The sequence below is a fragment of the Mycobacterium sp. DHQP2018-32-09 genome (genome assembly GCF_058148405.1).
This window is the reverse complement of the sequence record NZ_JBYVYK010000002.1, coordinates 121,736-136,391: the sequence shown is the minus strand read 5'-3', so window position 1 is coordinate 136,391 and position 14,656 is coordinate 121,736. Positions and strand designations below refer to the sequence as shown.

At 70.1% G+C, this 14,656-nt stretch carries 14 protein-coding genes and 1 pseudogene; 10 read left to right on the top strand and 5 right to left on the bottom strand.

The window, feature by feature from the left end; genetic code table 11:
- The first annotated feature begins 16 nt into the window (after nucleotides 1-16).
- The gene (locus tag AC30CM_RS02155; RefSeq protein ID WP_490115175.1) at nucleotides 17-490 is read left to right on the top strand and encodes an SRPBCC family protein; all 474 of its coding nucleotides are present in this window, start codon (nucleotides 17-19) and stop codon (nucleotides 488-490) included.
- On the opposite strand, the gene AC30CM_RS02150 is transcribed toward AC30CM_RS02155, so the two are convergent.
- Genes AC30CM_RS02150 through AC30CM_RS02135 form a run of 4 tightly spaced genes read right to left on the bottom strand, consistent with a single transcriptional unit; the run spans nucleotide 487 to nucleotide 4,524 of the window.
- On the bottom strand, nucleotides 487-1,497 hold the full coding sequence (locus tag AC30CM_RS02150) for a Gfo/Idh/MocA family protein (RefSeq protein ID WP_490115174.1): 1,011 nt from the start codon (nucleotides 1,495-1,497) through the stop codon (nucleotides 487-489). The two genes, AC30CM_RS02155 and AC30CM_RS02150, sit on opposite strands and share 4 nt — an antisense overlap.
- The gene (locus tag AC30CM_RS02145; protein WP_490115241.1) at nucleotides 1,494-2,354 is read right to left on the bottom strand and encodes a sugar phosphate isomerase/epimerase family protein; all 861 of its coding nucleotides are present in this window, start codon (nucleotides 2,352-2,354) and stop codon (nucleotides 1,494-1,496) included. The genes AC30CM_RS02150 and AC30CM_RS02145 overlap by 4 nt, the downstream gene beginning before the upstream one ends.
- 8 nt (nucleotides 2,355-2,362) lie before the next feature.
- Nucleotides 2,363-3,370 (bottom strand): Gfo/Idh/MocA family protein, encoded by a 1,008-nt coding sequence (locus AC30CM_RS02140; RefSeq protein ID WP_490115173.1) that lies wholly within the window; start codon nucleotides 3,368-3,370, stop codon nucleotides 2,363-2,365.
- On the bottom strand, nucleotides 3,367-4,524 hold the full coding sequence (locus tag AC30CM_RS02135; protein ID WP_490115172.1) for a phytanoyl-CoA dioxygenase family protein: 1,158 nt from the start codon (nucleotides 4,522-4,524) through the stop codon (nucleotides 3,367-3,369). Before AC30CM_RS02135 ends, AC30CM_RS02140 begins: the two co-directional genes overlap by 4 nt.
- A gap of 157 nt (nucleotides 4,525-4,681) precedes the next feature.
- Between AC30CM_RS02135 and AC30CM_RS02130 the strand changes: the two genes are divergently transcribed.
- From AC30CM_RS02130 to AC30CM_RS02090, 9 genes and pseudogenes are all read left to right on the top strand, one after another.
- Entirely contained in the window at nucleotides 4,682-5,686 is a 1,005-nt protein-coding gene (locus AC30CM_RS02130) for a LacI family DNA-binding transcriptional regulator (protein WP_490115171.1), read from the top strand.
- A 134-nt stretch (nucleotides 5,687-5,820) separates the two neighbouring features.
- Nucleotides 5,821-6,657: a PfkB family carbohydrate kinase gene (locus tag AC30CM_RS02125; RefSeq protein ID WP_490115240.1), complete on the top strand. Its 837-nt coding sequence runs from the start codon at nucleotides 5,821-5,823 to the stop codon at nucleotides 6,655-6,657.
- Nucleotides 6,658-6,986: 329 nt separating this feature from the next.
- On the top strand, nucleotides 6,987-8,930 hold the full coding sequence (locus AC30CM_RS02120) for a 2-oxoacid:acceptor oxidoreductase subunit alpha (RefSeq protein ID WP_490115170.1): 1,944 nt from the start codon (nucleotides 6,987-6,989) through the stop codon (nucleotides 8,928-8,930).
- Nucleotides 8,927-10,027: a 2-oxoacid:ferredoxin oxidoreductase subunit beta gene (locus AC30CM_RS02115; protein ID WP_490115169.1), complete on the top strand. Its 1,101-nt coding sequence runs from the start codon at nucleotides 8,927-8,929 to the stop codon at nucleotides 10,025-10,027. Before AC30CM_RS02120 ends, AC30CM_RS02115 begins: the two co-directional genes overlap by 4 nt.
- Nucleotides 10,028-10,041: 14 nt before the next feature.
- On the top strand, nucleotides 10,042-10,668 hold the full coding sequence (locus tag AC30CM_RS02110; RefSeq protein WP_490115168.1) for a class I SAM-dependent methyltransferase: 627 nt from the start codon (nucleotides 10,042-10,044) through the stop codon (nucleotides 10,666-10,668).
- A 40-nt stretch (nucleotides 10,669-10,708) separates the two neighbouring features.
- Nucleotides 10,709-11,293, top strand: a complete 585-nt coding sequence (gene mobA / locus AC30CM_RS02105) for a molybdenum cofactor guanylyltransferase (RefSeq protein WP_490115167.1) — start codon at nucleotides 10,709-10,711, stop codon at nucleotides 11,291-11,293.
- Nucleotides 11,294-11,756: 463 nt separating this feature from the next.
- Nucleotides 11,757-11,915, top strand: coding sequence for a hypothetical protein (locus tag AC30CM_RS02100; RefSeq protein ID WP_490115166.1), 159 nt, complete (start codon nucleotides 11,757-11,759; stop codon nucleotides 11,913-11,915).
- Between the two features lie 508 nt (nucleotides 11,916-12,423).
- Nucleotides 12,424-12,657 (top strand): annotated as a pseudogene (locus AC30CM_RS02095) (transglycosylase family protein); the annotation flags it as partial.
- A gap of 219 nt (nucleotides 12,658-12,876) precedes the next feature.
- On the top strand, nucleotides 12,877-13,374 hold the full coding sequence (locus AC30CM_RS02090; protein ID WP_490115165.1) for a transglycosylase family protein: 498 nt from the start codon (nucleotides 12,877-12,879) through the stop codon (nucleotides 13,372-13,374).
- A gap of 95 nt (nucleotides 13,375-13,469) precedes the next feature.
- Here the strand turns inward: AC30CM_RS02090 and AC30CM_RS02085 are convergent, their stop codons facing one another.
- Entirely contained in the window at nucleotides 13,470-14,654 is a 1,185-nt protein-coding gene (locus AC30CM_RS02085; RefSeq protein WP_490115164.1) for an FAD-dependent oxidoreductase, read from the bottom strand.
- Nucleotides 14,655-14,656: the final 2 nt, after the last annotated feature.

The window sequence follows — 14,656 nt, the reverse complement described above, 5'->3', positions numbered from 1 at the left end:
CGGGTATCTGGCCGACATGACCACGTCAACGCTCAAGACAGAGAACGCGGGGCCGCGCAGCGTGAGCCGCAGCGTGCAGGTCGCCGCGCCCATCGCCGAGGTGTTCGCGCTGATCGTCGACCCGCACCGGCACCCCGAGATCGACGGGTCCGGCACGGTGCGCGACGTCGACGTCAAGGGTCCGCACCGGCTGCAGGTGGGGGACGAGTTCACCGTCGGGATGACGCAGTACGGCGTGCCCTACAAGATCACGTCGACGGCCACACGGGTGGAGGACGACCGCGTCGTGGAATGGCGGCACCCCATGGGGCACACGTGGCGCTGGGAACTCGCCGAGGTCGGAGCCGGCACCACCAAGGTCACCGAGACGTTCGACTACTCCACGGCCAAGGTGCCCTTCGTGCTCGAACTGCTCGGCATGCCCCGCAAGAACGCCGAAGGCATCGAGGACACGCTGACCGCGCTCGCCGCCCGCTTCGAGGGGCGTTAACCCCGCGGCGGCAACCCGGCCGCGCGATACGCGTCGTCGATCAACGCCATGTTGGCCACCGCGTCCTCGAGGTTGATCGGCAACGGTGTGCCGTGACGCACGTGGGCCGCGAACGCCTCCAGTTGGTGGGCATAGCTGGAACGGCGGCCCTGCGTCTCGACGGTGGTCGTGGTGCCGGTTCGGACGGTGACGCGGTCGTCGAGGTGAGGGCGGATGAAGTCGTGCACCAGCACCTCGCCCGCCGTCCCCGTGATCGCGATCGTGAACGAGAACGCCTCGTCCAGCATCGAATTCGTCGACAACCCGGTGGCGCCGCCGGGGAAGGAGAACTCCACGTCGCATCGCGCGTCGACATGGGGCTCGACGTCGGGTTCCCGCACCTCGGCGCGGGCCCTCTCGACGACCGGGGCCCCGCCGATGCCCGGCGCCGCCATCCGCCCCAGCGTGCGCATGACGTGCAGCCCATAGCATCCCAGGTCCATCAGGGCACCCCCTGCCATGTCGAAGGACCAGCGGGGATCGTCGGCACCCGGAGCCGGCATGCCCATGCGCACTTCGACCCGCGTGACGTCGCCCAGCGACCCGTCGGCCGCGAGGCCGAACGCCCGCTGAGTGACGGGATGGAACAGATAGTGGAAGCCCTCCAGCACCGGCACGCCCGCCGTCGTCGCGGCGTCGGCCACCCGTTGGGCCTCGGATGCGTTGCGCGCGAACGGTTTCTCACTCAGCACCGGCTTGCCTGCCGCGATGGCGGCCAGGTTCCAGGGCGCGTGCAGCGCATTGGCCAGCGGGTTGTAGATCACCTCGACGTCGGGGTGGTCGACGACGGCCTGGTAGTCGTCGACGACTCCTTCCACGCCGTGTTCCTCGGCGAATGCCTCTGCGCGGCCACGGTCGCGCGCCGCCACGGCCACCAGCCGGTGACCGAGTTCGGCCGCGGGGCCGACGATGGCGGACTCGGCGATGCGGGAGGCACCCAGCACGCCGATGCGCAGTGCGTCGGTCATGACACCACCGCGCGCAGGTGCGCCACGCTGGCCAGCACGTCGCGCACCGGGCCCTCGTCGGCGGGTTCGGCGGTCAGGATGGTGTCCTGCTCCAGCACGTACCATCCTTCGAAACCGTTGTCCTGCAACACCGAGACGATACCCGCGATGTCCACGTCACCGGTGCCGAGCGGGGTGTACATGCCCGCCTTCACCGCGTCGGTGTAGGTCAGCTCGCCGGAGCGGACGCGGGCGGCCAGGGCGGCGTCGACGTCCTTGAGGTGCGTGTGCGCGATGCGCCCGGGCACGGCCTTGGCCAGCTCCAGCGGATCGGTGCCGCCGATCATCAGATGTCCGGTGTCCAGGCACAGCGGGATGGTCGATCCCGCCAGCACCCGGTCGACGTCGGTGCGGGTCTCGACCATGGTGCCCACGTGCGGGTGCAGCACCGCGAGCAGGCCGGCGTCGGCGACCACGGCCGCCAACCGGTCGAGGTTGGCCAGCAGCGTCGCCCACTGGTCGTCGTCGAGTTCCGGCCGGGTGTCGTACCCGTCGGATCCCGTCGCCGCCGCGAGCACCGCCACCCCGGCGCCGGCCGCCTTCAGGGCGGCCAGGGACCCCAGCAGGTCCGTCTCGGGGTCGTGATCCGCGTCGTGCAGCACGACGGGCACGAAGCCGCCGACGCACGACAGCTGGTGGTGGCGCAGCGTCTCGGCCAGCGCGGCGGGGTCCGTCGGCAGGAAACCCTCGGGCCCCAGTTCGGTGGCGCTCAGCCCCGCGGCGCGCATCTCGCCGAGCACGCGGTCGGGGCTCAACTGATGTCCCCAGCCGGGTACTTCGCAGACCCCCCACGAGATGGGCGCCCCGGCGATCTTGATGGTCGTGGTCACGAGTTCCGTACCTCCGCGATGCGCACCGGCGCCTTGCGGCGCAGTGACTCGGTGGCGGCCTCGGCCAGCCACGCGACTTCCACCGCGTCGGCCACCGTGGCGCCCTGGATGTCGCCGCCCTTGGCGACGGCGACGAATGCGGCGAGTTCCGTGCGGAACGCCTCGGTGAACCGGTCCATGAAGAAGTGGTGGGCCGGTCCTTCGGGGAACGTGGTGCCGGCGTCCACGTTGCGCACGGGCGCACCCTGGTCCCAGCCGGCGACCACGCTGTCGTCGAAGCCGTGGATCTCCAGCCGGCAGTCGTACCCGCGGGCGTTGTAGCGGGCGTTGGAGACCACGCCCAGCGCACCGCCGTCGAAGGTGACCACGACGGCCGCGGTGTCCACGTCGCCGTACTCGGCGAACGCCGGGTCGCCCTGGACCGTGCCGGTGGCGTAGACCTCGACGGCGTTCTGGCCGGTGATCCACCGCAGGACGTCGAAGTCGTGCACGGCGCAGTCGCGGAAGATGCCGCCGGAGCCCGCGATGTACTCCATTGGCGGGGGCGCCGGATCCATGGTCGTGCTGCGCACGGTGTGCAGCCTGCCGAGGCCGCCGCCGTCGACGGCCCGCTTGGCGGCGGCGAAGGCCCCGTCGAAGCGGCGCTGGTAACCCACCTGCACCGGCACGCCGGTCGCCGCGATCTCGGCGGCCACGCGTGCGCTCTCGACCGCCGTCGAGGCGATGGGCTTCTCGCAGAACGTCGGGATGCCGCGACGCACGGCGGCCAGCGTCAGCTCGGCGTGTGCCGGGGTGGCCGCGGCGATGACGACACCGTCGATGCCCGCCGACAGCAGGTCGTCGACGGTGTCGACGGCCGTGACGCCGTGTTTGGCCGCCACTGCGGCGGCGACGTCGGCCCGCTCGTCGGTGACGATCAGACCGTCGAGACCGTCGAGGCCCGAGAGCGTTTCGGTGTGAAACGCCCCGATGCGGCCGAGTCCGACCACTCCGAGGGTCGTCATGGGATTCTCCGTTCCTGCTGTGCGGCGAGTGCCTCGCCGAGTTCGGCTGGGGTGAGGTCGTGTGCGAGTGCGGCCAGCACGGTGTCGACCTGGCTCGGGGGCGCGAGGCTGCCGATGGGTTGATCGGCGTCGAGGTTGGTCGGAAAGGCGTAGCCCTCCGCGCTGGCGTTCACGACGTTGGCGAGGTCGCGGTGGGGGCGGCCCTCGGCCTTCATCGCCAGCAGGTGCGGGTACACCGCGGTGACCATGGCCGTGCGATCCAGCGATTCCATGGCCCGCCCGAACGGTGACGACACCTGCAGCAGGTTGGCCATGCGGCGAATGTCGGCCGACGAGTTGGTGCCCGCGCCGTGGAAGAGCGCCGGGTTGAAGAACACCGCGTCGCCGCTGCGCAGCGGCAGTTGGACGTGGTGTCGTGCGAAGTAGTCGATGAACTCCTGGCGATGGAACGCCACGTAGCCCGCGGTGAAGCGTTGCGAGTGCGGCAGCAGCATCGTCGGGCCACTCTCGAGCGGCATGTCCCCGTGGGCCACCGCACCCTGCAGGGTCAGCGTGGGCGACAGCCGATGGACGTGCGCCGGGTAGGCCCGCAGGTGGTCGGGGTCGACGAAGCCCAGGTGATAGTCGCGGTGCGGAACCTGGGCTGCGCCACCGGGATTGACGACGTTCACCTGCGACGTCATCTGGTAGCGCGGACCCAGCCACGCCTGACACACGACCGCGAGCGCGTCGGCGGCGTAGTACTCGGCGAAGACGCGGGGGGAGTGCACGGCGAGCTTCTGGGCGGCGTTCCAGATGCGGTCGTTGGCGCCCGCCGCGCCGAAGTGGTCGCCCGCGGCGCCGCCCGCCGCGCGCTGCTCGTCGATGATCGCGGTGAACGCCGCCGTCGCGGCCCCGACGACGTCCTGGTCGACGGCGCCCTCGACGACGATGACGCCGGGGCCGTCGGCCAGTGCGCGGATGAGTTCGGTCTGCACCGACTGGCGGTGGGCCGTCGTCAGGGTCTCCGCCGAGTACACCAGCACGTCGTGACGCACGTCCGTGGCGTGGGGGTAGTCCCCGAGGACCGTCTCGCACTGCACCTGGGCGCGGAACGCCGCCAGGTCGCAGGCGGCGTCGTCGATCCACGCCTGCGGGGTGAGGGAGGTGCTCATGGCCTCGAGTCTTGCTGTGTCGGGCGCCACGATCAACAGCAGAAAACCATCAAAAACACCTCAGGCCGCGTACCGTCTCCCGCGAGCAGACGCAAATGTCCGCGAAGCGCCAGGAGCCGGCGCACGTTTGCGTCTGCTCGCGGGATGGAGGTGGGCCATGGCGCATCGGTTCAAGGTGCGCGAGATCGCCCAGCAATCCGGGCTGTCCGAGGCGACGGTGGACCGCGTGCTCAACGGCAGGGCCGGGGTACGGGAGAACACCCGTGCCGAGGTCATGCAGGCCATCGCCGATCTGGACGCCCAACGCAGCCAGCTGCGCCTCAACGGGCGCCGCTTCCTGATCGACGTCGTGATGCAGACGCCGCGGCGGTTCTCCGACGAGTTCCGCGCCGCCATCGAGGCCGAGTTGCCGGCGTTCGCGCCCGCCCTGGTGCGGGCCCGCTTCCAGCTGTGGGAGGCGGGTGAGACGGGCACGACGCTCGAGGCGCTGGCCCGCCTGCGCGGCAGCCACGGGGTGATCCTGAAGGCGCAGGACGTCCCCGAGGTCACCGAGGCGGTGGACGGGCTGGTGGCCGCGGGCATCCCGGTGGTCACCTATGCCACCGACGTCCCGGGCAGCGCGCGCTGCGCCTACGTCGGGATCGACAACTACGGTGCCGGCGTCACGGCCGCCTACCTCACCGACCAATGGCTCGGCTCGGCTTCGGCCGACGTGCTGATCACCCTGAGCCGCACGGTCTTTCGCGGCGAAGGTGAACGCGAGGCGGGCTTTCGGGCCGGGTTGCGCGGTTCGGGACGCGCCATCGTCGACGTCAGCGACAGTGACGGGATGGACGCCGCCAACGAGCGGCTGGTCCTCGACGCGCTGGAGGCGCATCCGGGGGTGGAGGCGGTGTACTCGGTGGGGGGCGGCAACACCGCGACGGTGGCCGCGTTCGAGGCGTTGGGCCGCCCCTGCCGGGTGTTCGTCGCGCACGACCTGGACGCCGACAACCGTCGGCTGCTGCGCGACGGTCGCGTCTCGGTGGTGCTGCACAACGACCTACGCGCCGACGCCCGGCTTGCCATTCGTCAGATCCTGCAGCAGCATGGCGCATTGCCGGTCGAACCCGCCCGGCCGAGCCCGATTCAGGTCGTCACGCCGTACAACGTGCCCGGGTGATCGGCCGCGTCGCAGCTCGGCGATTTCGCGCGATGCCAGTTTCGCGGACTACCATTTCGCCGCACCCCGGCACGTGTCGGGGGAAGCGGGCAAGGACCAGGAGACCACCGGTGCAGCAAGGCCTCGTGAACGGCGTGACCGTGCTGGGCAACCTCGCCGTCGACGTCATCGACGGTGCGGCGCCCAGCCCGGGCGGGTGCGCCTCGTTCGCCGGCGTGGCGCTGGAGGCCGCCGGCACGCCCGGTGCCGGCCACAGCCGCATCGTCGCGCTCGGCGCGCCGGGGGACCACGCACTCTTCGACGGGTTGCTGGCCCGTTTCGGACGTCTCGTGCAGATCCTGCCGTCGGCGGTGACCAGCGGGTTCCGGCTCGACTACGTCGACGTCGACCACCGCCGCATGTCGGTCGACGCCGTCGGCCCGGTCTGGGGACCCGACGAGGTGGCCGCCGCGGATCCGCGCACCACCTGGGTGCACCTGGCGCCCCTGCTGCGCACCGACTTTCCGCCGGCCACGCTGGCGCTGCTCGCCGCACGCGGGCACCGCGTCGCCTACGACGGCCAGGGGCTGGTGCGTGCCGACCAGGTGGGTCCGCTGGTGGAAGACCGCCACTTCAGCCCCGACCTGCTCGAACACCTCAGCATGCTGAAGCTGGCCGAGGACGAGGCCGTGGTGGTCGCCGACGGCGAGTTCGACGAGGCGAGCGCCCGCCGCCTCGGCGTCCCCGAGATCGTCGTGACCTTCGGCTCCGAGGGGTGCGACATCTACACCGACGGAGACCGCGTGCGGGTCCCCGCAGCGTGGCGCGTGGACGGCGTGCAGACGACGGGCGCAGGGGACATGTTCACGGCCTGCTACGTCGCGCACCGGGCGGCCGGCGACGACCCCGTGGTGTCGGCCGAGAGCGCCAGCGAACTGGTGGCCCGCGAACTCGACAAGCGACTGCGCGTCGGCTCGGCCGATCTAGTGTAACCGCAGGTCACCCGACCGCCCGGCTGGGCCGCGCGTGGTGCTCCGGTGCTCCGAGACCGTCGTTCTCGCGAGGTGACGAAGACCACAAAACCTCGGCTCCGTGTCGGCGTTCAGCGGCCTGACCTGCGCAGTTGAACGTCCTTTACCTGCGGGTAACCGGCGCGTCCCGTCACGGACGTAGTTAGCGAGGTGCAATAATCGTGACTGCTAGTGACAGGAAAACCGTGGACGTCTTCCGGCGGCGCATCTCGTGATGCCGGCCTCTGGGCGAGGCCGCAGATCGCGACCCGGCTGATTCGTCCCGACACACCCGTGAAAGGCAGGGGGCGTTGAGCGTCAACGGCAACGGCACCAGCACCGGTGCCGCCCCGCGGCAGAAGCTCGAGAAGGTCGTCATCCGCTTCGCCGGCGACTCCGGCGACGGCATGCAGCTGACGGGCGACCGCTTCACCTCCGAGGCGGCTTTGTTCGGCAACGACCTTGCGACGCAACCGAATTACCCCGCCGAGATCCGCGCGCCACAGGGCACGCTACCGGGGGTGTCGTCGTTCCAGATCCAGATCGCCGACTACGACATCCTCACCGCGGGTGACCGGCCCGACGTGCTGGTGGCGATGAACCCGGCAGCGCTGAAGGCCAACGTGGCCGACCTCCCGCGCGGGGGGCTCATCATCGCCAACTCCGACGAGTTCACCAAGCGCAACCTGGCCAAGGTCGGGTACGAGTCGAACCCGCTCGAGACCGACGAGCTGTCCGACTACGTGGTGCAGGCCGTCGCCATGACCACCCTGACGCTGGGAGCCGTCGAGGCCATCGGCGCCACCAAGAAGGACGGGCAGCGCGCCAAGAACATGTTCGCGCTCGGTCTGCTGTCGTGGATGTACGGCCGCGAGCTGGAGCACAGCGAGTCGTTCATCCGGGAGAAGTTCGCGCGCAAGCCCGAGGTCGCCGAGGCCAACGTGCTGGCCCTCAAGGCCGGCTGGAACTACGGCGAGACCACCGAGGCGTTCGCGACCACCTACGAGGTGTCGCCCGCCAAGCTGTCGTCGGGTGAGTATCGCCAGATCTCGGGCAACACCGCGCTGGCGTACGGCATCGTGGCCGCCGGCCAGCTCGCCGACACCCAGGTGGTCCTCGGGACGTACCCGATCACCCCCGCCTCGGACATCCTCCACGAGCTGTCCAAGCACAAGCACTTCAACGTGCTGACGTTCCAGGCGGAGGACGAGATCGCCGGCATCGGCGCCGCGCTGGGCGCCTCCTACGGCGGCGCGCTCGGCGTGACGAGCACGTCGGGTCCCGGCGTCGCGCTCAAGGCCGAGGCCATCGGCCTCGGCGTGATGATGGAGCTGCCGCTGCTCATCGTCGACGTCCAGCGAGGCGGGCCCTCGACGGGTCTGCCCACCAAGACCGAGCAGGCCGATCTGCTGCAGGCGCTGTACGGCCGCAACGGCGAGTCGCCGGTCGCGGTGCTCGCGCCCCGCTCGCCTTCGGACTGCTTCGACATCGCCGTGGAGGCCGCGCGCATCGCGCTCACCTACCGCACCCCGGTGATCCTGCTGTCCGACGGTGCCATCGCCAACGGCTCCGAGCCGTGGCGCATCCCGGACGTCTCGGGATACGCGCCCATCGACCACACCTTCGCCGCCGCAGGCGAGCCGTTCGAGCCCTATGCCCGTGACCCGGAGACCCTGGCACGCCAGTTCGCGGTGCCCGGCACCCCCGGTCTCGAGCACCGCATCGGTGGTCTCGAGAAGGCCAACGGCTCGGGCAACATCTCCTACGAGCCCAAGAACCATGACCTCATGGTGCGGTTGCGGCAGGCCAAGATCGACGGGATCACCGTTCCCGACGTCGAGGTCGACGACCCCACCGGCGACGCCGACCTGCTGCTGCTGGGTTGGGGCAGCTCGTACGGCCCCATCGGCGAAGCGTGCCGTCGGGCCCGCCGCAAGGGCATCAAGGTCGCCCACGCGCACGTCCGGCACCTCAACCCGTTGCCCGCCAACCTCGGCGACGTGCTGCGCAAGTACTCGCAGGTCGTGGCGCCCGAGATGAACCTCGGTCAGCTGGCGACGGTGCTGCGGGCGAAGTACCTCGTCGACATCCAGTCGGTGACCAAGGTCGAGGGCATGGCGTTCCTGGCCGACGAGGTCGAGGGCATCATCGACTCGGCGCTCGACGGAAGTTTGAGCACGAAGGAAAGTGACAAGACCAAGTTCGCACGGTTGGCAGCCGCGACCGTCGACAGTGGCGTGGGAGTGGAAGCATGACAACGGCGAGAAGCGAAGCGGATCGCGCGTCAGCACAGTTGATCGGGACCGACCTTGGGCTGACGAAGGTCAGCTCGGTGCCGACCGCCGACGCCCCGCAGAAGGCCAAGGACTTCACCAGCGACCAGGAGGTCCGGTGGTGCCCCGGGTGCGGTGACTACGTCATCCTCAACACCATCCGCAACTTCCTCCCCGAGTTGGGATTGCGGCGCGAGAACATGGTGTTCGTCAGCGGCATCGGCTGCTCGAGTCGCTTCCCGTACTACCTGGAGACCTACGGTCTGCACTCGATCCACGGGCGCGCCCCGACCATCGCGACGGGCTTGGCGTTGGCACGTGAGGATCTGTCGGTGTGGGTCGTCACCGGTGACGGTGACGCGCTCTCGATCGGTGGCAACCACCTGATCCACGCGTTGCGCCGCAACGTCAACATCACGATCTTGCTGTTCAACAACCGCATCTACGGGTTGACCAAGGGGCAGTACTCGCCGACCTCGGAGGTCGGCAAGGTCACCAAGTCCACCCCGATGGGCTCGCTGGACTACCCGTTCAACCCCGTCTCCTTGGCGCTGGGCGCCGAGGCGACGTTCGTCGGCCGGGCGCTGGACTCCGACCGCAAGGGCCTCACCGAGGTGCTCCGTGCCGCCGCGTCCCACCGCGGCGCCGCGCTCGTCGAGATCATGCAGGACTGCCCGATCTTCAACGACGGGTCGTTCGACGCCCTGCGCAAGGAGGGCGCCGAGGAGCGGCTCATCTCCGTCAGCCACGGTCAACCCATCACGTTCGGCGCCGAGGGGCAGTACTGCGTGGTGAAGTCGGGGTACGGGCTCGAGGTCGCCAAGACCTCCGACGTCGCCGCGTCCGACATCGTGGTGCACGACGCCGAGATCGACGATCCGGCTTACGCCTTCGCGTTGTCGCGGCTGTCCGAGCAGAACCTCGAGCACACGGTCATGGGCATCTTCCGGCAGGTCAACCGCCCGACGTACGACGAGATGGCCCGCAACCAGGTCGACTCGGCGATGTCGGCCAAGCCGCACGACACCGCGGCGCTGCAGGCGCTGCTGCGCGGCAAGGACACCTGGACGGTCGACTGACCCCGTCGCCCGCGATGCCTCCCGTCGCGTTGACGACGCGTGCCGATCACCCCGATCGGCTGCGCTGGAACGCCAGGTATGCCCAGCGCGCCCCGGGCGCGACGGGTTTCGGGGTGGCACCGTGGCTCGGCGAGGTGCTGCGCGTGGCTCCGGCCGACGGAGAGGTCCTCGACCTTGCTGCGGGCCGCTCGGGCACGGCGTTGGCGCTGGCCGAACTGGGCCGTCACGTCACGGCCGTCGACGTGTCGGACGTCGCCCTGTGCGAGCTGGGTGACGAAGCGGTGCGCCGCGGACTGACCGGTCGCATCTCGGCGGTGCATGCCGATCTGGCGCAATGGGCGCCTGCGGCGCCGTCCTTCGCGATCGTGCTGAGTCGGCTCTTTTGGGATCCCGTGGTGTTCGGCCGCGCCCGCGAGTGGGTGGCCCCGGGGGGCGTGATCGCGTGGGAGGCCCTCGCCGCCGGCGCCGACGATCGCAGCAACCGGTGGCGGGTCGAGGGCGACACGTTGCTTGCCGCTCTGGGTGCGGGGTTCACCGTGCTGCACCTGGCAGAACCGAGGATCGCCGAGCGCGCATCATGGCTCGTGATCGCCCGGCGGGACGACCCAGCGAGCGACGGCACGCCGCGGAGCCCGCACTGATCCCGCACCCACCGTGCAGGGGTCCTCTAGTGTTGCCGACGTGACGTACATCACGCCGGTGGCGGCGGTCGTCCTGGCGGGGGGAGCCTCCCGGCGGATGGGCCGCGACAAGGCCACGCTGCCGTTCTCGGATCCTGATGGCACCACGACGACCCTGGTCGAACGCGTCGTCGCCGCCGTGGGGCAGCGCTGCGCGCCCGTGTTCGTGGTGGCGGCGCCGGGCCAGCCCCTGCCCGCCCTCGAGGCGACGGTGTTGCGTGACGAGGCGCGCGGTGTGGGTCCGCTGCTGGCGACGGCCCGGGGTCTTCATGCCGCCGCGGAGGCGGGTCGGGAGTTCGCGTTCGTGTGCGCCGTGGACATGCCCTACCTCGAACCCGGGTTGATCGACGACCTGGTGGGGTTCGCGGAGCGTCTGCGGGTGGACGTGGTGCTGCCCTGGGACGGCCGTGACCACTACCTGGCCGGCGTCTATCGCAGTGACCTCGCAGCCCGCGCGGATGCCCTGGTCGCAGCGGGGGAGCGCCGCATGCGGTCGCTGGTGGACAGCGTCGACACCCAGCGCGTCGTGCTGCCTCTCGAGCAGCGGGCGCTCACCAACGTCAACACGCCCGCCGACTTGTCCTAGGGGCGCCTAGCAAATTGCGCATTCTGACGTGAATTCGCGGCGATTTCTCCTGACGGGTGGAATTCGCGTCTTTCGACGCCGAATGTCCACGAGGTTGGCGCCACAATGCGGCACGCTTCCGCACGTCGGCGCGCGTCGTGATGCACGGACGGCCCGTCGAATTCGTTGCCTGGCAACGTCTTTGCGGCCGGTCGCCTCGCCGTAGCGGAGATGAATGCGCGATGTCCCCGCGCGATGGCGCGGGTCGTGTCGTGGAAATTCAAGCGCCGCAGCGGGCCCGCGTGCGTGCCGGTAGGTCGTGACCGATGCTCGCCGTGGTCGGCACCACTGAAACGACGCGTGAACGAGCGAACGTCGTTGTGATACAGCCTGTTTCGAGCGATGCCGCCTGATGATCGGAGATGGATCATCGAAGTGGCATGGCCGGTTTGTGAACGTATTGCGTTGTTCGAGAATGGATGTCGTGCACGAGACCGCCGACATCGTTGAAACCGATGTCAGCGAACGAAATCGGCCGTCATCGACGCTGGGGGTGGAAAGGGTTGGAGGAGAACCCAAATGGCCGATGCGTGACGCGCTCGAACGTGGTTTCACTGTAGTCGGGGTCACAAAAATGCCGTGATGTGCATCACGAAAGGGTTGGCCGGTGCGCAGATTGGCAGTCCGACTAAACATGGTGGCTGACCTGCGTATACCAGCCGTATGCCGTCTCGTAATCGAATCGTTATCGGCGTGGACACGCCGCGGAGGCGACATGACTTCGCGTGGATTCGTTTGTACGGTCCCAATGTCTTCGTAACCGGAGCAAACAATTTCAAACCACGAACCTGCGTGTGAGCGGGCTGCGGCGCGGTGGGGCGATCCCCCGTAGGCGCGCTGCGGCCACCGGGCCCGACGTGTCCGGTGAGGCCCTCTGCCTGCGCTGCCGTGCCCGACAGAGACGGTGCGGCTCACTTCTTCCCCTGCCCGGGTCAACCGGGTCTTGGCGTCCGCGTGTGCGCGGACGTCTGGGTGGCGCGCGCTTGGCGAAAGGATCAATGTTGAAGCACATCCGCACGACGTTCGGGCTGGCGACGCTGGCCGGGGCCCTTGCAGTGGCTCCGCTGGCGCTGGGTGCCGGCACCGCGAATGCGGACGGGGTGAACTGGGACGCGGTCGCTGCCTGCGAGTCGGGTGGCAACTGGTCGACCAACACCGGAAACGGCTACTACGGCGGACTGCAGTTCACCATGGGCACCTGGAAGTCCAACGGTGGTAGCGGTACGCCTCACACGGCGAGCCGCGAAGAGCAGATCCGGGTCGCGAACAACGTGTTGAACTCGCAGGGCATCGGTGCATGGCCGGTGTGCGGCAAGCGCGGCTGACGCGGCGATACGCAGACGAGGGGTGGTGCTGGGCGACGAGCCCGGCACCACCCTCGTGCGTCTCTGGGGTCCCGTGCGGCGCGTGCGTCCATCACGTCTCGGTGACTGATCTGCGCCACTCGTGTAACGCGTGACGATGGTCACACGACGTAGGGGGTGACCGCGTTGGGCGTCGTCGACACGGTTCTCGAAGGTCACGGTCGGGGAAGGACCGCAACGATGAACGTCTCACGGGCCATGCGCGCACTGCTCACCACGCTGGGTTTCCTCGTCGCCACCGTCGCCGCGGCGGTCGGACTGTCCGCGGGCACCGCCAACGCCGACAGTCTCGACTGGGACGCCGTGGCGCAGTGCGAGTCGGGAGGCAACTGGGCCGCCAACACGGGCAACGGTCACTTCGGCGGACTGCAGTTCAAGCAGGCGACGTGGAACTCTAACGGCGGCTTCGGCTCTCCGCTGACGGCCTCCCGGGAAGAGCAGATCCGCGTCGCCGAGAACGTCCTGCGTACCCAGGGCGTCGGGGCATGGCCCAGGTGTGGCAGCGCGGGCATCGACTCTGCGGTGTGGGGCCGTCAGGCCGCGCCGGCCGTTGGCGCCCCGGCAGGGGGCACCGGCTGCGGCGCCATCCGGCCCGGCGGCATCCTCGGGATCATCGACCTGCGGCAGGTCTGCTCGACGTTCCTCGCTCCGCTGGCGGCTTCCGGTCAGCAGCGCTGACGATGGTGCAGGGGTCAGCAGCGCTGACGATGGTGCAGGGGTCAGCAGCGCTGACGATGGTGCAGGGGTCAGCAGCGCTGACGATGGTGCAGGGGTCAGCGGCGCCGCGGCGATGACCCGCGCCCGCCGTCCCAGTCCGGCAGGGAAAGGGCCGACCGGGACGCGATCGTCGCGAGATGGCGCATCAGCAGCCACTCCGGTATGAGTCCAGACGCTCGCATCAGCCCGGTGCCCACCACGGCGGGGCGCGCGTTGACGATCTCGCCGATCATCCGCGACTCACGCGTCAACCGGAGCGTCCTGGGGCCGCGCACCGCGGCGTGCTGCGCGAACGCGCCGATCAGATCGTCTCCCGTGCCCACGTAGTGGGCGAGCGTCACGGCGTCCTCCAGTCCCTGGCAGCCGCCCTGGCCGAGGTGGGGCCGCATCGGGTGCGCGGCGTCACCGACCAGCACGATCGGGCCGAGCGCCCAGCAGCGCGCGGGTTCCCGGTCGTAGAGGTCGGTGCGCACCACGTCGCGCTCGTCGGTGGTGGCGAGCATCGCGGGCACGGGATCGGCCCAGTGGCCGTACCGCGAGCGCAGGTAGGCCAGCTCGCCCCCCGGGTTCCTGGCGCCCTCGGGTCGCCGCTCGGTACCGAACCAGTACGTATGCCCTCGCCCCAGGGGGACGTGCCCGAATTCGACTCCGCTGCCCATGGTCTCGCCCGCCAGGTCGGCGTCGATGGCGCACGACGCCACGCCCCGCCACGCGGTGTATCCGGCGTAGCGCCGCCGTAGTGGCCCGTTGAGGTGCGTGGCCACCGCCGAACCCACACCGTCGGCGCCCACCACGGCGGCGGCCTCGAAGGTCGTGCCGTCGGCGAGCGTTACCCGCACGTGGTCGCCGGAGTCGACGAATGCCGTTGCACGCGAACCGGTTCGCACGGCACCGACCGGAAGGGCGTCGGCCAGGATCGCGGTCAGCGCGGCGCGCCGGATCACCACCAGCGGCTCACCGAGTGCCTTGATCATGCGCTGCGGTGCGGGCCGCCGCAGCCAGGTGCCGTCGGCCCATCGCAGCGCCCCGGCCGTGACCCCACCGCCTGCCGCGCGGACCTCGTCCGCGAGTCCCAGCACGTCGAGCGCGGCCAGGGCGTTCGGCCAGATGCTGATTCCGGTGCCCGAAGACGCGTCGATGCGCTCCTCCACGATCGTGACGTCGTGCCCGCGCCGATGCAGGGCGACCGCCGTCGCCAGACCGGCGATGCCTGCCCCCACCACGAGGATGCGCTGCCCCACGT

Excerpts from the sequence above, each read along its gene's own strand:
- AC30CM_RS02155 (WP_490115175.1), top strand. The coding sequence starts at position 17 with ATGACCACGTCAACGCTCAAGACAGAGAACGCGGGGCCGCGCAGCGTG.
- AC30CM_RS02150 (WP_490115174.1), bottom strand. The coding sequence starts at position 1,497 with ATGACCGACGCACTGCGCATCGGCGTGCTGGGTGCCTCCCGCATCGCC.
- AC30CM_RS02140 (WP_490115173.1), bottom strand. The coding sequence starts at position 3,370 with ATGACGACCCTCGGAGTGGTCGGACTCGGCCGCATCGGGGCGTTTCAC.
- AC30CM_RS02135 (WP_490115172.1), bottom strand. The coding sequence starts at position 4,524 with ATGAGCACCTCCCTCACCCCGCAGGCGTGGATCGACGACGCCGCCTGC.
- AC30CM_RS02130 (WP_490115171.1), top strand. The coding sequence starts at position 4,682 with ATGGCGCATCGGTTCAAGGTGCGCGAGATCGCCCAGCAATCCGGGCTG.
- AC30CM_RS02115 (WP_490115169.1), top strand. The coding sequence starts at position 8,927 with ATGACAACGGCGAGAAGCGAAGCGGATCGCGCGTCAGCACAGTTGATC.
- AC30CM_RS02110 (WP_490115168.1), top strand. The coding sequence starts at position 10,042 with ATGCCTCCCGTCGCGTTGACGACGCGTGCCGATCACCCCGATCGGCTG.
- AC30CM_RS02090 (WP_490115165.1), top strand. The coding sequence starts at position 12,877 with ATGAACGTCTCACGGGCCATGCGCGCACTGCTCACCACGCTGGGTTTC.